Annotated in this window: 17 protein-coding genes and 2 pseudogenes; 10 read left to right on the top strand and 9 right to left on the bottom strand. The window is 45.0% G+C overall.

From position 1 onward, the window contains the following. Window positions 1-20: 20 nt before the first annotated feature. The 6 genes from H9626_RS00985 to nusB all read right to left on the bottom strand — a co-directional run bounded on the left by H9626_RS00985 (window position 21) and on the right by nusB (window position 6031). Window positions 21-1958 carry an NAD(+) synthase gene (locus H9626_RS00985; protein WP_178256161.1) on the bottom strand — a complete coding sequence of 646 codons (1938 nt, stop codon included), beginning with the start codon at window positions 1956-1958 and terminating at the stop codon, window positions 21-23. Window positions 1959-2600: 642 nt separating this feature from the next. Continuing rightward, window positions 2601-3020 (bottom strand): DUF5606 family protein, encoded by a 420-nt coding sequence (locus tag H9626_RS00980; protein ID WP_178256162.1) that lies wholly within the window; start codon window positions 3018-3020, stop codon window positions 2601-2603. Window positions 3021-3100: 80 nt separating this feature from the next. Next, window positions 3101-3703 (bottom strand): dephospho-CoA kinase, encoded by a 603-nt coding sequence (gene coaE / locus H9626_RS00975; protein ID WP_191709269.1) that lies wholly within the window; start codon window positions 3701-3703, stop codon window positions 3101-3103. A gap of 5 nt (window positions 3704-3708) precedes the next feature. After that, on the bottom strand, window positions 3709-4728 hold the full coding sequence (locus tag H9626_RS00970; protein ID WP_178256221.1) for a CdaR family protein: 1020 nt from the start codon (window positions 4726-4728) through the stop codon (window positions 3709-3711). Window positions 4729-4743: 15 nt separating this feature from the next. After that, window positions 4744-5058 (bottom strand): preprotein translocase subunit YajC, encoded by a 315-nt coding sequence (gene yajC, locus H9626_RS00965; protein WP_178256164.1) that lies wholly within the window; start codon window positions 5056-5058, stop codon window positions 4744-4746. Window positions 5059-5104: 46 nt separating this feature from the next. Then, window positions 5105-6031 carry a transcription antitermination factor NusB gene (gene nusB / locus H9626_RS00960; protein WP_178256165.1) on the bottom strand — a complete coding sequence of 309 codons (927 nt, stop codon included), beginning with the start codon at window positions 6029-6031 and terminating at the stop codon, window positions 5105-5107. Between the two features lie 190 nt (window positions 6032-6221). Between nusB and H9626_RS00955 the strand changes: the two genes are divergently transcribed. The 7 genes from H9626_RS00955 (at window position 6222) to H9626_RS00925 (ending at window position 14449) form a co-directional block, all read left to right on the top strand. Continuing rightward, window positions 6222-6596, top strand: coding sequence for a DUF3276 family protein (locus H9626_RS00955; protein WP_178256166.1), 375 nt, complete (start codon window positions 6222-6224; stop codon window positions 6594-6596). A 140-nt stretch (window positions 6597-6736) separates the two neighbouring features. Further along, entirely contained in the window at window positions 6737-7333 is a 597-nt protein-coding gene (locus H9626_RS00950; RefSeq protein ID WP_178256167.1) for a 50S ribosomal protein L25/general stress protein Ctc, read from the top strand. A 34-nt stretch (window positions 7334-7367) separates the two neighbouring features. Then, window positions 7368-7931: an aminoacyl-tRNA hydrolase gene (gene pth / locus H9626_RS00945; protein ID WP_178256168.1), complete on the top strand. Its 564-nt coding sequence runs from the start codon at window positions 7368-7370 to the stop codon at window positions 7929-7931. Window positions 7932-7941: 10 nt separating this feature from the next. After that, on the top strand, window positions 7942-8364 hold the full coding sequence (locus H9626_RS00940; protein ID WP_178256169.1) for an RNA-binding S4 domain-containing protein: 423 nt from the start codon (window positions 7942-7944) through the stop codon (window positions 8362-8364). A 273-nt stretch (window positions 8365-8637) separates the two neighbouring features. Then, on the top strand, window positions 8638-9441 hold the full coding sequence (locus H9626_RS00935; RefSeq protein ID WP_191709268.1) for a hypothetical protein: 804 nt from the start codon (window positions 8638-8640) through the stop codon (window positions 9439-9441). A gap of 6 nt (window positions 9442-9447) precedes the next feature. Then, entirely contained in the window at window positions 9448-13716 is a 4269-nt protein-coding gene (locus H9626_RS00930) for a DEAD/DEAH box helicase (RefSeq protein ID WP_225230837.1), read from the top strand. Continuing rightward, the gene (locus H9626_RS00925; protein ID WP_191709836.1) at window positions 13709-14449 is read left to right on the top strand and encodes an SDR family NAD(P)-dependent oxidoreductase; all 741 of its coding nucleotides are present in this window, start codon (window positions 13709-13711) and stop codon (window positions 14447-14449) included. Before H9626_RS00930 ends, H9626_RS00925 begins: the two co-directional genes overlap by 8 nt. An 8-nt stretch (window positions 14450-14457) precedes the next feature. Here H9626_RS00925 and H9626_RS00920 read toward each other — a convergent pair whose 3' ends face one another. Both H9626_RS00920 and H9626_RS00915 read right to left on the bottom strand, forming a co-directional pair. Next, window positions 14458-15828: an MATE family efflux transporter gene (locus tag H9626_RS00920; protein ID WP_191709267.1), complete on the bottom strand. Its 1371-nt coding sequence runs from the start codon at window positions 15826-15828 to the stop codon at window positions 14458-14460. A gap of 286 nt (window positions 15829-16114) precedes the next feature. Next, window positions 16115-16390 (bottom strand): annotated as a pseudogene (locus H9626_RS00915) (helix-turn-helix domain-containing protein); the annotation flags it as partial. A 57-nt stretch (window positions 16391-16447) separates the two neighbouring features. Between H9626_RS00915 and H9626_RS14820 the strand changes: the two are divergent. The 3 genes and pseudogenes from H9626_RS14820 to tpx form a co-directional block, all read left to right on the top strand. Beyond that, window positions 16448-16588 (top strand): annotated as a pseudogene (locus tag H9626_RS14820) (alpha/beta hydrolase); the annotation flags it as partial. 97 nt (window positions 16589-16685) lie between these two features. Beyond that, complete coding sequence (gene yihA / locus H9626_RS00910) at window positions 16686-17306, top strand: ribosome biogenesis GTP-binding protein YihA/YsxC (protein WP_178256173.1); 621 nt, start codon at window positions 16686-16688, stop codon at window positions 17304-17306. A gap of 59 nt (window positions 17307-17365) precedes the next feature. Then, window positions 17366-17869 (top strand): thiol peroxidase, encoded by a 504-nt coding sequence (tpx, locus tag H9626_RS00905; RefSeq protein ID WP_178256174.1) that lies wholly within the window; start codon window positions 17366-17368, stop codon window positions 17867-17869. 96 nt (window positions 17870-17965) lie between these two features. Here the strand turns inward: tpx and H9626_RS00900 are convergent, their stop codons facing one another. After that, on the bottom strand, window positions 17966-19030 hold the full coding sequence (locus tag H9626_RS00900) for a mannose-1-phosphate guanylyltransferase (RefSeq protein WP_178256175.1): 1065 nt from the start codon (window positions 19028-19030) through the stop codon (window positions 17966-17968). Between the last annotated feature and the right edge of the window lie 83 nt (window positions 19031-19113).

The following is a 19113-nucleotide window of genomic DNA, read 5'->3' as shown; positions in this document are numbered from 1 at the left end:
ATCAGGCATAATCAAAATGATTATGCCTGTAATTCTTCACACTCTTTTAACCATAAAGCCGCACTCGCGTCGCTCGGCATACGCCAGTCGCCGCGCGGACTTAAAGAAACCGAACCTACTTTCGGACCGTCGGGCAGACAAGAGCGCTTAAACTGCTGCGAGAAGAAACGGCGGAAGAAAGTGGTCAGCCATTTTTTTATCGTCGTACTGTCGTACACGCCTTTGAAAGCTATTTCTGCCAAGTAGAAAATCTTTGCCGGACGCGAACCGAAGCGCAGGAAATGGAACAAGAAGAAATCATGCAGCTCGTATGGACCTACAAGGTCTTCCGTTTTCTGCTTAATGTTTCCATTTTCGTCTGCCGGAATCAGTTCGGGACTTATCGGCGTGTCGATGATATCAAGCAACGTGTTTCGCGAAAGCACATCCACTCCCGTCTGTGCCACCCAATTTACCAAGTAACGCACCAACGTTTTAGGAATACTTACATTCACGCCATACATTGACATGTGGTCACCGTTGTAGGTTGCCCATCCCAAAGCCAGCTCCGAAAGGTCGCCCGTCCCGATAACAAGTCCGCCCACTTTATTGGCATAGTCCATCAAAATTTGGGTACGTTCGCGCGCCTGCCCGTTTTCGTATGTCACATCATGAACGGACATATCTTGTTCGATGTCTTGGAAATGCTGGATACAGGCATCTTTTATGCTGATTTCTTTCGTGGTTACCTGCAACGAACCCATCAGCGCAATCGCATTGTTATACGTACGGTCGGTTGTTCCGAAGCCCGGCATCGTGATGCCGGTAATTCCCTTGCGAGGCAAGCCCAATTTGTCAAATGTTTTCACACAAACCAGCAGAGCCAACGTCGAATCTAACCCGCCGGATATGCCTACCACCACGTTTCTGCAATTCGTATGCACCAACCGTTTTGCCAGTCCTGCCACCTGTATCGAGAATATTTCCTCGCAACGTTCGTCCAACAGTTTGCCACCGGCAGGAACAAACGGATGCGCATCTATCGGACGGGTAAGTATCAGCCCGCGCGACGGAACAAGTTCGGTGGATATATGCTGCCCGCCCGACTGGGAATATTTACGCACGGCGGCAGCAAAAGTGGTATTCGTCAGACGTTCTCCACGCAAACGCTCAACGTCTATTTCGGTGGAAACCAGTTGCTCTTCGAACGAAAAACGTTCAGAGGCAGCCAACAATGTACCGTTTTCATAAATCAGCGCATTGCCGGCAAACACCACATCGGTGGTCGATTCGCCGAAACCCGAAGAGGCAAAAACATACCCCGCAAGACAGCGTGCCGACTGCTGGCTCAACAGCGAGCGCAAATATTGGTGTTTGCAAATGTTTTCCGTATCGGCAGACATGTTGAAGATAATCTCGGCTCCTTTAAGTACCAGCTCCGAACTGGGAGGTATGGGCGCCCATACATCTTCGCATATTTCAACTCCGAAACAGACGTCGGGGGTATCAAACAGTAAATTCCTGCTAACTTTAACCAACTGGCCGCAGAGACGAACCATCGTAGTATCAGGATGAGCGTCTGCCGAAGCGAACCAGCGCTGCTCATAAAATTCTTTGTAATTAGGCAAATAGGTTTTAGGCACTACCCCCAATATTTTGCCCTTCTGAAAGACTACCGCACAATTTAAAAGCGTAGAGTTTACCACTACCGGCATACCCACAATAGATATGATGTCAAACTGGCGCGTGTTATTCATAATCTGCATCAGGGCAAGCTCAGCCTCTTCCAACAGGATTTGCTGGCCGAACAAATCGCCGCACGAATAGCCGGTAAGATTCAACTCCGGGAAAATCAAGATTTGTACGCCTTTTCCATCTGCCACCACAATTTGGGTTTCAGTTTGCTGTGCGTTAAATTTACAGTCGGCAACTTTCACCGCCGGAACAGCCGCCGCCACTTTCACAAAACCGTATTTCATATAGTGTATTGTTTATAATCGAATTGAATGATGCAAAAATAAGGATTTATTGTGACATTCAGAACGTCTCTACGCTCAAAAAAAGAGATACCTTCACCCAACGGCACACACTTACACGCAGGCAAGTGCAAACTTCACGTTTGATTCATTCGCACTTTGCCCACGTGATCTGTGTGTGTTAACCCTCAATTCAATAAATCCTATATATGATAGTCCTTTGTTTAGTTTGATATAATAACAACTCATGTCTGAAAAAGGTTCATAATAAACCGATTATTTTTTTCTGATGAGAAAAATCTCCACCGTTATGCCCCCAGAAAACGCTACCGTTAGCGTTGATTATTCCATGCGGTAGCGTTCACTATTTCTACCCGTAGCGTTGACCTGCGCTATGGGTAGTGTTTTCAGTCCCTGGAAAAGCCCAATAAAGTTTAGAGCCTGTTCGTTTTAATTTTCCGATTAAGTATTTTTATCCGCTCCTTTTTGAGTTTGTTTCCGGTCTGTTTCCCCGAAAACAATTCTCAAACCGCAGGCAGAGCAAAATTTAAACGCTCTTAACCCAACCCGATAAAAAAACATGCCCATATCCCCTATCAGGATACAGGCATGTTTTCTAAAAGTTGTCTTACCGAATGTCGGCTGTCAGGCTTCGGCTGCTTTCTTAGGTGTTTCTACAAAATCGGTTTCTCCGTTTGAAATCAACAGGTTATACCACTGAATCAGTTTTTTGATATCGCCGGTATGAACGCGGTCGCGATCATAATTAGGCAGCACTTCTGCCATGAACTGATGTAATTCTTCAGAAGATGCCTTTTTATAGTCGATAGAAGTAACGGCACCGTTTTCTTTTGTCTTTACAGACTCCAACACTTCACCCAGAGGCACTTCATCGCCATCGGTATACATTGCGATATCGCCCAAAGAAATCACTTTGTCGCTTGCGTAAACCGGCATTCTTTTTCGATCGGCACTAACAGCTTCTACAATCAGCATATTTTTTGCTTGAGAAATCAGTTTATACAGCCCCGGTTTCCCAGAGATGGCTAAAATAGTCTTCAACATAATGTTTATCGTATTAAGGTATTTAGTATTATTTTATTATTCAGGGGGCAAAAATACAATACACGAATGACATACACAAGCTATCGGATAGGTTTTCGCTGTATTAACGCCTGAAGCAGTTGCTCTAACTGGGATTCTAACGGACGAACCCCATCGTTTATGAGCAGGAAATCGGACTTCCGGCGGTTTTCTTCATCAGAGGCTTGAGCAAGCATCCGGACACGCACTTGTTCTTCCGTCGACTTATCCCGCTCCATTGCCCGACGGATACGTACGTCTAAAGGCGCATATACGAATAATACCTTGTCGACCGCACGATTAAAACCTGATTCAAAGAGGATGGCGCTCTCCATCCCTACCATTGAGGCTCCAGCCTTTTCCTTCATCCTTGCCCAACTGACAAAATCATCGTAAACGCGCGGGTGGATTATTGCATTGATGCGCTGTGCGTTTTCTTTACATGCAAACAGATAGTTCGCCAAAAGAGGCTTGTTAAGAATGTTATTTTGATAAACACCCTCTCCCAACAAGGCAGTCAGCTCCTGCCGAATCTGCGGATGAGACAACGTCAGCCGTTTCGCTTCGCTATCGGTATCATACACTTCGATACCTTTCGCTCTCAACAAATGCGAGACATAAGATTTGCCACTTCCTATCCCGCCTGTAATACCTAACTTTATCATTTTGATTATTCTGTTCCTTCTTCTACCGGCTGCTGTTCAATGAGGTAATCAACCTCCTCCGGAACAATACGGACATGGTTTACAAAATCGGGCTTACTACGCAGGGTAAGCGGAATTTTGCTGCTCTTGTTATTTAATAAGTCTTCGTAAGAAACACCGATAAAGAAATCATTTTCAGAAACGCGCTTGAAATTTTTCAATCCTACCTGAAAGGCAACTTGCACACGCGAAGGGAAAGTACGCAACACTTTTCCTGCCGGGAAATTCAATCCCACAACCGGTACTTCCACCGTTTTCTCAGAGTACATATCTACGCAGATGGTAACATCTGTAAAGGCAGGAGCAAACTTCGCTCCTTTTACTTCCTGTAAATGAATGCGCTGAACCACCGTATCTGTTATATTCTCTAAATCAAGAGGCTCTGTATATGCGGTAGTAATCGAATTAAGCACATCTTTGGGTGCATATACTACCACCGAGTCAGGAGCAAGCAAAATATTGGAAATATAGTATTGCCGCCCTGCCACCATACGTCCTTTCGCTGCAACGGGAACTTTCTTGGCGTTTCCCCTCGTATAAATAAATTCAATCACATTAGGACGAACAGACAGTAGCTTGGTAGAGCTGGCAAGCTGAGAAGTGATTTTCTTGTTAAACTCCGCCAAAGGTATGGTTACTTTAGCTCCTTTGTCCTGATAGTCCTGAAAATCGAAAGATATAGGGAAAAATGTGCGTCCAAGCATATAATTAAGCAGAACCGTTCCGCGGTCTTCTACGCTAACCCGTATCTCATTCGGTATTTCGGAAGTCATGACAACCTCCTTCGGTACATTCTTCAAACGCACCGGAATCTTAAACTCGGTTTGATAAGTGTCGTTCATCGTTTGAAGCAACCAAAAGCAAAACGAAACGATGACGAAAAACAAAAAAATCAGAAGTTCCCTACTCTTTGCACTGAGCAGGAAACTTCTGATTTTTCTTAAACCTATTAAATAATATCTTTTTATGTTCTTTCGAGCGAACATAATCATCACATATTTTTATTTTGACTGCGCCGAAGGAGCTTGCGCATCTGCATAAATAGAGTTCTTGTCTACTTTAATCTTTACGCTCGGTGCTATTTCAATGATAACAGCATTATCTTCGATAGACTTGATTTTCCCATAAATTCCACCCGCAGTAACAATAGATTGACCAACCTCCAAGTTTTTACGGAAATTAGCTATTTCCTTCTGTTTTTTGTTCTGAGGACGAATCATGAAGAAATACATGATAGCAAAGATAGCTACCATCATAATCAAGAAAGAATAATCAGCACCGCCTTGTGCCTGCAAAGGTACAGTTAACAAATTCATACGTTTTTACTTTTTATCAAATTAATATTAAACCTCAGCAAATATATTAATTTTTAGTCAGTTTATTTTCCTTTTTTAATTGATTAACAATTCCATCCAGTGTTCCGTTGATAAATCCGCCACTCTTGGGAGTGCTATACAATTTGGCTATTTCAACGTATTCATTCAATGAAACATTAATAGGAATATTCGGAAAACTCAGAATCTCAGCCAAAGCTATCTGCATGATGACTACATCCATCACCGCAACACGGCTCAAATCCCAATTCTTGGAATTCTCGCTAATCAGATGGCGATAATAATCGGCATTCAAAATGGCGCGACGGAATAAGCGGCGTGCGAAATCCTGATCTTCTTCATCTTTAAATTCCGGCAACAACTCTTGCTTATCTCCGTTTTTCGGATCGAAACGCTTTATGGTTTTCAATACAAAGGTATCTACTATTTCTTTATCATCGTTCCAATACAAACTTTGGTCTTCAAGCACGTCATCAAGAGCCGCGTTGTTGAATATGATTTTTTTGTAAATCTTTCTCCACACTTCGCGATCTTCCTCATACGAAGAAGTTTCACTTGCCATGTATTCCTTATAGATATCACTCTGCATGATTTGTTCACAAAGTGATTTTATAAACTCGGCTTCATTTTCCCACGTCTTTTTCTGACCGGAAACAAACTCATTCAACTGACGGTTTACTTCCAGCTGGGCAATAAACTGATTTTCTACAAACTTGGTATTCGGGAACAACTCTTCTTTAGAAGGTGCAAGTTTGTTTTTTCCTGCCTCCAAACGCCTTGCAGCATACTTTGTAACTTCCACCATGAGAAGAAGAAGATAGTTATACAAATCATACGCTTTGGATAAACTAAAGAACAACTCTTTTTCTGCAGTATCCAAGTTTTTACCTCCGTTCTGATAATAAGCGTAGATTATCTGAACTATCTTAAGACGAATAAGAACTCTGTTAATCATAACAACAATAAAAGATAAACATAAATTTTCAGGCTGCAAAAGTAAACAAAATCCCTCATACAGCCTATAGTAGCAAGCTATTTTTTCTATTTTTTTAGCGATTATAGTTTTTTATCAACCCATTTCTTTGCGTATTCCGAAAAAATCTTCAAATTTGAGGGCATTTTTTTAACGAAACAAACGAGCTATTATGGAAGATTTGAATAAAAAGAACAAAGCGGAGGATAAAGAAATCGTTTTTTCAAAAACTGTAAAAGCGGGCAAACGTATTTACTACCTTGATGTAAAGAAAAGCCGTAAAGACGAAATGTTTCTTGCCATAACGGAAAGCAAGAAAGTATTCTTGGAAGAAGGCAATGAACCGCAGGTTAGTTTTGAGAAACATAAAATCTTTTTATATAGAGAAGACTTTGACAAATTTATGAACAGTCTTCAGCAAACTATTAATTATATAGAGGAAAACTCTCCAAAAACTCAGTCCGAATCTTCACAAAAAAGAGAGAAAAACGCAGGGTATGATGAACCATTAAAATCCGACGAAATCAAAATAGATATTGATTTTTAGTCGAATCTGTTGGTCACATCAAAGAAAATATCTATCTTTGCCGCGCTTTTTTAAGCTATCGTGTGACATATTTGCATCGTGTGATGGCGAATTAAGCAAAACAACAAACTTAATTTAGAGTAACACAAAAAATTAAAGAAATGAAATCAATCCAAATTCAGGGTTCTGCAAGAACCGAAACAGGCAAAAAGGCCACGCGCGACTTGCGCAGAAATGACAGTGTTCCATGCGTATTGTACGGATCTCAAAAAGATGAGAACGGCAAACAAATCGCTACTCACTTCTCAGTTACAGTAGATGGTTTGCGCAAGTTGGTATATACTCCGCACATTTATGTAGTAGATCTGAACATTGACGGAAAGATCGTAAACGCCGTAATGAAAGATATCCAGTTCCACCCGGTAACCGATGCTATCCTGCATGTAGACTTCTACCAAATCGATGAAAACAACCCGATTGTAATGGAAGTTCCTGTACAGTTGGAAGGCTTGGCTGAAGGTGTTAAAGCCGGTGGTAAGTTAGTTCTTCAGATGCGTAAGCTGAAAGTGAAAGCTCTTTACAACGTAATCCCCGAACGTATGGTTATCAACGTTAGCTCTTTGGGCTTAGGAAAAACTATCAAGGTGGGCGAATTGAGCTACGAAGGCTTGGAAATCCAAAACGCAAAAGACGCCGTTGTTTGCGCTGTTAAGTTGACTCGTGCCGCACGTGGTGCGCAGGCTGCTGCCGGAAAATAATTTCCAACGCTTTTAAACAAAAATCCCTCTGTCAATGAAATATTTGATTGTAGGACTGGGAAATATCGGTGATGAATACCGAGATACCCGTCATAACATAGGATTTATGGTATTGGACGCTCTTGCAAAGGCGTCCAATATTGTTTTTAGCGATAAGCGTTACGGAGCTGTCAGCACATTGTCATTAAAAGGTCGCCAACTGATATTGCTCAAGCCGTCTACCTACATGAATCTGAGCGGGAACGCTGTACGTTATTGGATGCAACAAGAAAAAATCCCCCTTGAGAATGTATTAATCGTGGTAGATGACCTTGCCCTACCTTTCGGTAGCCTGCGGCTGAAAGGAAAAGGAAGCGATGCCGGACACAACGGACTGAAACACATTGCTGCCACCCTCGGCACACAAAATTATGCCCGACTGCGTTTCGGCATCGGGAATGATTTTCCACGGGGCGGACAGATTGATTATGTGTTGGGACATTTCGGCGAAGAAGACATGAAACTGATGCCAGAACGTCTGGAAACGGCAGGAGAAATCGTAAAAAGTTTTTGCTTGGCAGGACTGAACAATACGATGAATCTGTATAACAACAAATAACTAAAAGACTATGCCCGAAGCAAGAATAGACAAATGGATGTGGGCTGCCCGCATATTCAAGACTCGCACAATTGCTGCCGAGGCCTGCAAAAAAGGTAGAATATCAATCAACGGTGCACAGGCGAAACCCGCCCGCATGGTGAAACCGGGCGATGTCATTCAGGTGAGAAAGCCTCCCGTTACTTATTCTTTCAAGGTGTTACAGGCTATCGAGAAGCGTGTAGGAGCCAAGTTAGTGCCCGAAATCATGGAAAACGTCACCACCCCCGACCAATATGAATTGTTGGAAATGAGTAAAATCAGCGGATTTATAGACCGGGCTCGCGGAACGGGACGCCCGACCAAGAAGGAACGGCGCGACTTGGATGAATTTTTCACGCCCGAATATCTGGATGACTTCGACTTTGATTTCGACGACGAAGACGAAGAATAGTTCATACCCCCACATTTTTCTACCCGTAGCGTAAACCCTTTCATGCGGATGAAACAGACATCCCATCCGCATGGAAGGGTTTACGCTATGGGTAGAATTTCAATGTCCTTTCAGACACAAAATTTCCCTCTTCCTCATATAACATCCCTACCACACAGTACAGCAAGAAAGTAATCTTCATTACCTTAATTTCTTAAATTATGGTTAATACTGTTTTAACTGTAAGATTTTTATTCTAACTTTGTTTAATTACATCATTAAACTACCAGAGATATGAAACTCAAACACTTTTTAGCAGGCATTACTTTAGCAGCATGTACATTTATTTCAACATCTTGCTCTGACGATGACTATTCGCCCATTACGTTAATCAGCATATCTGAGCAAGCTCCTTTCATCAATGAGGAGACCAACACCCTTACGTTTAATCCGTTTAATGAAGGAGTAAGTTTCCATATCAGCGGAGGGGATGGAGGCAGATACATCATCCGCAATTCCAACCAAGAGGTGGTAGACTTTGATTACGATGGTGAAACGCTGATTATCAAGCCTTCTACCTTAGGCGAAGCCACTATTGCCATCCATGACAATTCGGGTAACAGCTATACCCTGAAGATTATTGTGGAATATACTTCGGTATCTTTTCAAACAACAAGCATAACAACCGATATAGAAGCTCCCAACATGACACAAGCGAGCATCAGACAGTTGGAAGAACAAATCATAGCAGACAGCCCGGTTGCAGTGGAAAGTATTTTCACTTTTACTTACACCAACAAGGAGCAGACGGAAGGCAGTGTAACGATTGCGCCCAACAGAGCGGGACAAAGTTCGAACGGCATTTTCACTCAAGAACTGAAATACACGCAAGATACAGGCACGTCTTACATTGAGTACGCGATTACCCTTGCCGGAAACGAAAGCCACGTTATGATGTTAATGTCTCAAACTGATATCACACGTGAGAGTCCGCTCGTTCCGATGAGCATGGTAGAAGATGTAACTGCCACTTACCAAACCACTTATCCGGACTTAGAGAGTGCCCGACTCATTTTTACGGTTATTACTCAACCTTAATATTGTATGATGTCTGTTCCGGAAACATCGCGTATCGCACTCCAGTCTTTCGACTGGTTTAAACGCATCGAGTCAATTCACAGCCACCCGCCGGCTTCGCTCGAAAACCTGCAAGATAAGTATATAAAACTTTACAAAGTATTAGAGCAAGCCTGCTACGAACTGACTGCCGAAACCACACTTGCTTTTGCCAATCTCTTCTCGCGGTTGGATTATATATGCAAGGCAAAAAAGATGACTCCTTCTGACCGGTATGCCATCCAGACCATGCGCAGAAATTGCAAGGCTGCCCTACAAGGCAACTACCAAGCCGACCTTTCTGAATACCGTTACGATTTGCGCGCCATCGCACAGTTTGTTTCGGCAAGTTTCGACACTCCCATACCATCATCGTTGCTTGCCGAAATACCTGCTTCCAACCGCCCGTACAGGGAGAGTCGCCAAACCCACCTTCCCTATCTGCGCGCATCTGTTACGAGTTGGGACGACACACATATCTTTGCGGCAACCGATGACGATGAAAGCCCGTTCATTATAATCAACTATGCCAAAGGCGGTTACAATGGCGATTTGCTTTACCTGAAAGACATCCTTACCGAGAATATGCCCATCAACCTGCTCGATGTGCGGATTGATGATGAGCGTCAGTATATCCCCGGTCTCGTTATCGTCCACCCCGACTACCTGATAGACATCAGCTCGCTTGCCGTATGTTTTCGAGAATATGGCAGACACCCGCTCAATTACTTCATCAACAAGCTGAAACCCAGAGCCAACACTGCACCCATCCTGTTAGGTAACCTCGCCAGCCAGTTTCTGGACGACTATATCAACGAACGCGAAGACGCTCCGGTAAGTTATCCGAACACGGTAAAAAAGTTTTTCGCATCTTCGGCGCTGGAGTTTTGTACGTGTCAACTTCCCGACAACTTTCATGCGCAGGCTCAAACACAAATGAGTAACATCCGCTCGTTTGTCCATGAAGTATTTCCCCGAAACATCCGCACCTTCAACAAACATAACATCCTGCTCGAAGCCTCTTTTATATGCGAGCGTCTGGGGTTGCAAGGACGAACGGATATGTTGCAGAAAGATTTTAACGTACTGGTAGAACAGAAGTCGGGCAAACGAGACGAGTATAACCATCATAGCCACAAGGAAGACCATTTCGTACAGATGATGCTGTATCAGGGTGTGCTGATGTACAACTTCGGATGCAACCCTGAAAACATACAGACGTTCTTGCTTTATTCAAAGTATAGCGACGGTTTGATGATGGAACACTTTGCCAAAAATCTGTTCCGCGAAAGCATCTGTCTTCGAAACCGTATCGTAGCCAACGAGATGGCTTTTGCCGAAGGAAGCATCGAATCGGTTATCAAAAATATTGACACAGAAACCTTGAATGAGTTTCATTCCGGCGGCAGACTGTGGAACGATTTCCAAAAGCCGGAACTGCAAAAAATTATCAACACACTGAAGGGAGGTACGGAACTGGAACGTGCCTACTTCCAGCGCTTCTTTACATTCATCTCTAAAGAATCTGTTTTGAGCAAGACGGGAGGCAGAAACGACCCGGCTAATGGTTTCGCCGGAACATGGCACATCCCGCTTCACGAGAAAATAGAAGCCGGGAATATCTTGCTCGGACTGACGATTCTTGACAAGCGTAAAAGCTCGCCCGATAAAGGTTACGATCTTATCGAACTGAATATTCCGCAACAGGGAGAAGATTTCTTGCCTAATTTCCGCACGGGAGATATTGTCATTTTTTATGCTTATGACGGAGAACCTGACGTACGCCAACAGATCTTGCTGAAAGGAAGCATCGTAGAAATACAGCCTGACCGACTAACTCTGCTGTTACGCAACGGGCAACAGAACAAAGATATTATCGGTGCAAACGGGGAAACTTTTGCCGTGGAACACGATACTTCAGACGTATCAACGTCGGGTAGCATACGCGGTTTATATGCTTTTCTCAATGCACAGCAGGAGCGCAAGGCGTTACTGCTGTGCCAGCGTGCACCATCGAGAACACCCGAACGCCGACTGAACGGTTCTTACGGGCGGTTTGACGAACTGATTTTAAAAGAGAAACAGGCGGACGATTATTTCCTTCTCGTAGGACCTCCCGGCACGGGGAAAACTTCGTGTGCCTTACGATATATGGTAGAAGAGGCGCTGACTGACCCGGCGGTTTCCATCTTGCTACTCTCGTACACCAATCGCGCCGTGGACGAAATTTGCAGTATGCTGGTCGACTCCGGCATCGCCCTGCAAACTCCGTTCATTCGTATCGGACATGAATTTTCGTGCGACAAGCGATATTTGCCCTATTTACTGAAAAACAGTCTGAAAGACTGCCCCAAACTGACGGACATCCGCCGAAAGATAAACCAAACCCGCATTTTTGTAGGGACGACGACCGCTCTCAACAGCCGTTCGTATTTGTTTAACCTAAAGCGTTTCGAACTTGCCATTATCGACGAGGCTTCGCAAATCTTGGAACCTGACTTGATAGGCATCCTTGCTGCCCGGCATGAACAAACCAATGCCATCGGGAAGTTTATTCTTGTCGGCGATTACAAGCAGTTGCCTGCCGTTGCGCTCCAGCAGGCAGAAGAAGCCTCCGTTACCGATCCGCTTCTTCAGTCTATCGGATTAGACGACTGCCGGAACTCGCTCTTCGAACGTTTATACAAGCAAAGCGGCGAAGCGTTTCGCAGTGTCTTACGCAAGCAGGGACGTATGCACCCCGCCATTTCCGAATTTCCGAACAATGCTTTTTACTATAACGAGCGGTTAGAGCCGGTGCCATTGCCTCATCAGGAAGAGATATACCCCTACCCTGATACCCATACGCCTCACGATGACATCGACCACCTGCTGCTTACCCGACGCATGGTTTTCATTCCTGCCGAAGCTCCGGATGATACAGTTTTGTCCGACAAGACGAACCTCAATGAGGCACGTATCGTCAGCGTTTTGCTGCAACGGATTTACCGACTGACGGAAAAATATTTCGATGCTCACAAAACCGTAGGGGTGATTGTCCCTTACCGAAACCAGATTGCCATGATACGCAAGGAAGTAGCCCGCCTCGGAATCCCTGCGTTAAACGATATATCCATCGACACCGTAGAGCGTTATCAGGGAAGCCAGCGCGATGTTATCATTTACTCTTTCACAGTGCGCAACCTGAGCCAACTGAATTTTCTTACGGCTAATTCGTTTCAGGAAGGGCGTTTTACCATCGACCGCAAGCTGAACGTTGCCATAACCCGTGCACGGAAACAACTTCTGCTGACCGGCAATCCGAATATTCTCGGTGCAAACCTTACCTTTTATAAGTTGATGGAATACATCCGGCTGAACAACGGGTACGTAGAGTCTACTACCTCTGATTTTTGCCGGGCTTCGTTCACACTGCCTGAATACGCAGAAGGATGGTATACGCAAAGCGAAGTTTATCCTGTCCCGGAACATTTCCAGAGGACGTTCCGGGAAACAGTTCCGCCTCCTGCTCCGGAGTCTCGCGCATCCCAGTTGGAAGCCATCGCTTACGGACGTTCCGATTTCCGCACTGCCGGCGGAGAAGATACCGCAGCCTACGTTCATCTGTACAATTATTATTATATATGCAAGCAATACGCTGCTGCCCGCTCGCTGTACGAAGTGTTCGGAAATCGGTTACGAGAACTGCTGCGTAACACTTCGGGACACATTGTTTTCTGCGACTTTGCGTATGAGTCGGGGGCATCGGGCTTGGCTTTTGCCGATGTTTGCCGGAATCTACCGCACACCGAACTGACTTACCTCGGAGTTTGTCCGGAGAAGTGTTTGCAGGAAACTGCCGACACTTTTTTCCGCACGGATGAATACCGCCGCACAAAGACCTTCTTTTATGCGCACCCCGACGAAGTGCCTTCCGGTCTTTGGCCAAACCATGCCGCACGTTCCGAACTGATTGTACTGAATTTCTCCAATCTGTTCGACCGCATCTCAATCGGTGAAGCATGTAGCCTTGCACAGTGGGTCAATCATTTGGTCAAGGCGTATCCGTACAACCGATATGTTACGTTTTATCGTGACGATAGCGGACAGCGCGCCAACCCACACGCATACATGGCTTTCTGTAACCGACTGACAAGGGAGATGAAACCACTGAACGAGCAGATGCCTTACTGCGAACGGTTTTATTATAAGAAGAACAACCCGCAGACACCCGACTTTGAAGAATTTTTATATGAAATACGAACCTACCATGAGTGAAACCAATAAACGTGCCGTTATCGTCGGCGCTACTTCGGGTATCGGCTACGAGGTAGCAAAGCTGTTAGTGAGCGAGGGATGGCGCATCGGCATCGCCGGACGCCGCGAAGAGAAACTGAAGATGTTACAGTCGCTATCGCCCGACCGTATTTGTTACCGTGTACTTGATGTCCGTCAACCGGAGGCGGAACAGGCACTACGCAATCTTATCGACGACTTGGGAGGTATGGATTTATACTTTCACAGTTCCGGCATAGGGCATCAGAATTTCAGCCTCAACCCCGACATCGAACTGGATACGGTGGAAACCAACGCCGCCGGATTCGTCCGACTGACTACCGCGGCGTTCCGTTATTTCTGCCAACAACCGAAAGGACATATTGCCGTCATCAGTTCCATTGCCGGAACAAAGGGACTGGGTATCGCACCTGCCTACTCCGCCACCAAACGGTTTCAAAACATCTACCTCGATGCGTTGGAACAATCGGCACGTATGCACCACGCCGACATCCGTTTTACCGACATACGCCCCGGCTTCGTTGCTACCGGATTATTAAACGACGGCAAACATTATCCGCTGATGATGAGCCCGCAGAAAGTGGCGCAACACATCGTCCGCGCGCTGAAACGCCGTAAGCGCATTGCGGTCATCGACTGGCGTTACTGCTTGCTGGTATTCTTTTGGAGGCTGATTCCGCGTCCGCTGTGGAAACGTCTGAACATCCGCAACTAACTTCACCCTCAGGCGGAAGCGGCAACAGCACGCTCACGTTTCACGATGGCACAAAGCCGGCGGTAGACATAAATAAAGGCCGGTATCAGGAAAGCGTCGGCAAACACCCAAGCCGTAGGGTCACCGAAACAGACAGCCCAATATCCCCATAACGGAACGGCTATCACGCTGACCAGTATGCGGGCTATCATTTCAGACACTCCCGAAAAGAGGGCGAGCCGTGTATAACCTGCTCCCTGAATCGTATAACGCAAGATGCAAAGCAGTCCCAACACAGGGAAAAACGATACCGACACATGAAGAAACAACGCTGTATCGTAAATAATTTCGTGTTCCGACGGAGAGATGAAGAGCAGCGCAAACTTATCGGAAAGTGTCCACAGGATAACGGCTACCACCGCCACGTAACTCAGCATGATAACCGCTGCCGATTTTACACCCGTCCAGATTCGTTCCGGACGTCCGGCGCCGTAATTTTGTCCGCTGAACGTAGCCATCGCAATACCCAAACTCTCCAGCGGACACATAAAGAACATCTTAATGCGCATGGCTGCGGTAAAAGCTGCCACACACGCCGTACCCAATGCGTTATTCGCGCTCTGCAACATAATGCTGCCGATGGCGGTAATGGAAAACTGAAGTCCCATCGGTACGCCTATTGCCAACAGTTGCCGGGCCAGTTCGGGACGGAAACGGCGGTCGGAAGCCGTGGTTCTCAGGATGTCGAACTTACGATACATATAATGATAACACAACCACGCGGATACGCCTTGAGAAAACACAGTGGCTATTGCCGCTCCAGCTACTCCCCAACCAAACAGGAGGATACAAACCAAATCCAAGATGATATTTAACAGAGCAGAAAACAGCAGAAACCAAAAAGGAGTTTTACTGTCTCCCAAAGCACGAATGATGCTGGAAAGCAGATTATAAAAAAATGTGCAAGGAACTCCGATAAACGTAATCAGCAGATAGTAATATGCATCTTGAAATATCGTTTCCGGCGTTTGCATACAGCGCAGGATGTATCCGCACAGCAACGAGGTGATAATGGCAATAACTACCGACATCACCCCCGCCAGTTTCAGACTGACCGACACGTAACGGCGCATCGTAACGTAATCGCGCGCACCAAACTTTTGTGCCACAGGGATGCCGAATCCGCCGCAACAGCCGTTACAAAATCCTAAAATAAGAAATACCACCGAGGTGCTGGCTCCCACCGAAGCAAGCGCGTCAATGCCCAAAAACTTTCCCACGATAGCCGAATCGACCAAGTAATAAGCCTGTTGCAGGAGGTTTCCTAACAGCAGGGGAATCGCAAAATTAAGAATCAGCGGCAAACATGCGCCCGATGTCATTTCTTTTGATTGTGCCATATTTTTTCCTCTTTTCCTAACGGGCTGTTCACCCATAAAACGCTACCGTTAGCGTCAGTCATCCCATGCGGTAGAATTGCCTTACGCTACCCATAGCGTTCACCCGTTCTATGGGTAGCGTTTTTCGACGGATTCCACCCCGTTCAGAACCGCTCCGGAACAGCCTTCTCCAAAAAATTCGCGCAAAAATACGATAAAGTTTGAACAATTTGCAGCCTGCATTCATTAATAACAGAATATACAAGCGTTTTTTGCTTTATGTCAATCAGAGAGACAGGTTTATCCATCATTCCATTGATGTCTGCCCTCGATATTCGTTTGGCGTACATCCGGCATATTTCTTAAACCACCGGCTGAAATGTTGCGGGTAAGCGAAGCCCAACTCGTAAGCTATTTCACTGATGCTTTTCGACGTACCAAACAAGCGTTCTTTTGCCACTTCCAACGTCTTCTGCTGAATATGTTTCAAGGCAGAAAGCCCCGTTTCTTTCCGCAGCAAATCGCCCAGATAGTTTGGCGAAAGACAGAGCTGATCGGCACAATACTGTACGGAAGGCAAACCATCGGCAGCCAATTTATCGGAATGAAATATTCACAGCAGACGAGATAAAAGAACTGGAAGCGAGGCGGCGATGTTACAGTTATTCATTTACCTGAAACCGGGTTACATGGCAATACGCATTTCCCCATGTCCGACTTAAACAATGCAGAAGTGGCAGAACATTTGTCAATGTGGCTACACCAGAAAAGTTTAGATTAAGCGTTTGCCGTAAAGAGAATATTTGCTCAAACCTGCACCTTTTCTGCTGTTATCTCACAGATTTTGCGTATGTTTGTATCACAATAAAATAAGATATATGGAAATAACCAGTGCAGAATTTGTTATAAGTAACTCGCGAGCCGACATGTGTCCGAAAACCAACCTGCCCGAATATGCTTTTATCGGGCGGTCGAACGTAGGGAAATCAAGCCTCATCAATATGCTTACCCAACGCTCTAAGTTAGCAATGACCTCCTCTACTCCGGGCAAGACGTTGCTCATCAATCATTTTTTGGTCAACAAAGAATGGTATTTGGTGGACCTGCCGGGATATGGTTATGCGCAGCGCGGCAAGAAAATGATGGATAAAATCAAAAAGATGATAGAGGATTACGTTCTGACACGTGAGCAAATGACTTGTCTGTTCGTACTTGTAGACAGCAGATTATCCCCGCAAAACAATGACTTGAAATTCATTGAATGGCTGGGAGAAAACGGCATTCCTTTTGCTATCATCTTTACAAAAGCTGACAAACAAAGCACATCGAAAACAAACAGAAACGTAGAGCTGTATCTGAAAACACTGCAAGAACAATGGGAGGAACTGCCGCCTTATTTCATTTCTTCTTCTGAAAAGAAAACAGGACGCGATGAAATCCTGAATTACATTGAATCAGTAAATCGCTCATTAAGTTCACAAATCTCCGATGAGGGTTGAACAAAACAAGAGGTTTACTTGTTTTCTTTCTATAAATCAAACTAAAAGTTAAAACAATTATGGCAACAACTGCGTTTAAGGGAGCTCCTGTTACATTGGCAGGTGACTTCGTAAAAGTTGGGAGTCAAGCTCCGCAATTTTCATTGGTAAAAGGCGATTTAGGAAACTTTACTTTAGCCGATGCCGCCGGCAAAAATATTTTGCTGAACATCTTTCCGAGCATGGATACGGGTGTATGCGCAGCATCGGTACGCAAATTCAATAAGCTGGCATCCGAGATGCCTAATACGATAGTTCTGGCTATATCAAAAGACCTGCCTTTCGCACAAGGACGTTTCTGTACTACCGAAGGCATTGAAAACGTAGTTCCATTGTCGGACTACCGATATACGTCAGACTTCGGAGAAAAATATGGTGTTTTAATGACCGATGGCCCGTTGTGTGGTTTACTGGCACGCGCCGTAGTAATCATTAATCCTGAAGGTAAGGTTGTTTATACCGAACTGGTTCCTGAAATCACGCAAGAACCCGATTACGAGTCAGCTTTGGCAGCTATTAAGTAAAAAGGATAATTTATAAACCAATCAGGCACGTATTTCATACAAACGCACACAGTTTACGTTTGTTGAAATACGTGCCTTTTTTATATCAAGCAGATCTTAATCTTCTGAGAACTCGCGGATGCGCTGCTCCTCGCTCAAACGGCAAATCAGCAGCATGTCGTTCTTCTCCGCCACGATATACTCATCCAATCCCTGAACTACCACTTTCTTTTCTTGCGTGGTGTGAATTACGCAGTTCCGTGATTCGTATACCTTTATATTCTGACCGATACACACGTTGTTATGGGCATCTTTCTTTAAGTTCTCATGCAACGACCCCCATGTCCCCAAATCGCTCCATCCGAAAGAAGCCGGGAACACATAAATCTCATCAGCTTTCTCCATCACGGCATAGTCTATTGAAATATTCTCACATGCCGGGAAAGCCTCATCTATCAATTCCTGTTCCTTATCTGTATAATAATAAGGTAGCAGGCGTTCGAATATCTTTGCCATCGGCGGCTGGTAAACACGGATGGCATTTACTATCGTATTAACATTCCACACAAAGATACCTGCGTTCCAAAAATAGTTGTTACGGCGCAGATAACGCTCGGCAGTTTCCAAGTCGGGTTTTTCTTTGAAAGCATCTACACGATAAATCTCCTTGTTCGAAGGACACGCCATCGAAAGATCAGCTTCAATGTAACCATACCCCGTTTCCGGGCGGGTAGCTTTCATCCCTAATGTAACAATGGCATCCGAATCTGCCGTAAATTTCATGGCAGAAGTCACTACGCGGGTAAACTCACGTCCGTCTATCACAATATGGTCGCTCGGTGTAACCACAATATTCGCTTTCGGATTTTTCGCCTTGATTTTCCAACTTACGTAAGCAATACACGGAGCCGTATTACGCCGGCAGGGTTCTAACAATACATGGTCTTTTGCTATTTCAGGCAACTGTTCTTCTACTATATCTGCATAAGCGGCAGATGTAACCACCCAAACATTTTCCGGCGGACAAATATCTTTAAAACGGTCTACAGTGAGTTGAATAAGCGTACGTCCACATCCCAACACATCTATAAATTGTTTGGGCATCTGCGTGCTACTCATCGGCCAGAAACGGCTTCCTACACCGCCTGCCATAATGACCAAATGATTATTATTCGGATTCATAAGTACAATGTTTTTAACATGGATATCGCAAAGATAATCAATTATCCGAATAAAAAAATCCATTTAGCAAAAAATCCCATCCG

Origin of the sequence: Phocaeicola faecium (genome assembly GCF_014837055.1) — a bacterium.
In the GTDB taxonomy this organism is placed as follows: domain Bacteria; phylum Bacteroidota; class Bacteroidia; order Bacteroidales; family Bacteroidaceae; genus Phocaeicola; species Phocaeicola gallinarum.
The sequence above is the reverse complement of the archived record's forward strand: the minus strand, read 5'-3'. Positions and strand labels throughout refer to the sequence as shown.

Excerpts from the sequence above, each read along its gene's own strand:
- H9626_RS00925 (WP_191709836.1), top strand. The coding sequence starts at position 13,709 with ATGAGTGAAACCAATAAACGTGCCGTTATCGTCGGCGCTACTTCGGGT.
- H9626_RS00980 (WP_178256162.1), bottom strand. The coding sequence starts at position 3,020 with ATGTTGAAGACTATTTTAGCCATCTCTGGGAAACCGGGGCTGTATAAA.
- pth (WP_178256168.1), top strand. The coding sequence starts at position 7,368 with ATGAAATATTTGATTGTAGGACTGGGAAATATCGGTGATGAATACCGA.
- H9626_RS00985 (WP_178256161.1), bottom strand. The coding sequence starts at position 1,958 with ATGAAATACGGTTTTGTGAAAGTGGCGGCGGCTGTTCCGGCGGTGAAA.
- coaE (WP_191709269.1), bottom strand. The coding sequence starts at position 3,703 with ATGATAAAGTTAGGTATTACAGGCGGGATAGGAAGTGGCAAATCTTAT.
- nusB (WP_178256165.1), bottom strand. The coding sequence starts at position 6,031 with ATGATTAACAGAGTTCTTATTCGTCTTAAGATAGTTCAGATAATCTAC.
- H9626_RS00930 (WP_225230837.1), top strand. The coding sequence starts at position 9,448 with ATGATGTCTGTTCCGGAAACATCGCGTATCGCACTCCAGTCTTTCGAC.
- tpx (WP_178256174.1), top strand. The coding sequence starts at position 17,366 with ATGGCAACAACTGCGTTTAAGGGAGCTCCTGTTACATTGGCAGGTGAC.
- H9626_RS00900 (WP_178256175.1), bottom strand. The coding sequence starts at position 19,030 with ATGAATCCGAATAATAATCATTTGGTCATTATGGCAGGCGGTGTAGGA.
- H9626_RS00955 (WP_178256166.1), top strand. The coding sequence starts at position 6,222 with ATGGAAGATTTGAATAAAAAGAACAAAGCGGAGGATAAAGAAATCGTT.
- H9626_RS00970 (WP_178256221.1), bottom strand. The coding sequence starts at position 4,728 with ATGTTCGCTCGAAAGAACATAAAAAGATATTATTTAATAGGTTTAAGA.
- yajC (WP_178256164.1), bottom strand. The coding sequence starts at position 5,058 with ATGAATTTGTTAACTGTACCTTTGCAGGCACAAGGCGGTGCTGATTAT.
- yihA (WP_178256173.1), top strand. The coding sequence starts at position 16,686 with ATGGAAATAACCAGTGCAGAATTTGTTATAAGTAACTCGCGAGCCGAC.
- H9626_RS00935 (WP_191709268.1), top strand. The coding sequence starts at position 8,638 with ATGAAACTCAAACACTTTTTAGCAGGCATTACTTTAGCAGCATGTACA.
- H9626_RS00920 (WP_191709267.1), bottom strand. The coding sequence starts at position 15,828 with ATGGCACAATCAAAAGAAATGACATCGGGCGCATGTTTGCCGCTGATT.
- H9626_RS00940 (WP_178256169.1), top strand. The coding sequence starts at position 7,942 with ATGCCCGAAGCAAGAATAGACAAATGGATGTGGGCTGCCCGCATATTC.
- H9626_RS00950 (WP_178256167.1), top strand. The coding sequence starts at position 6,737 with ATGAAATCAATCCAAATTCAGGGTTCTGCAAGAACCGAAACAGGCAAA.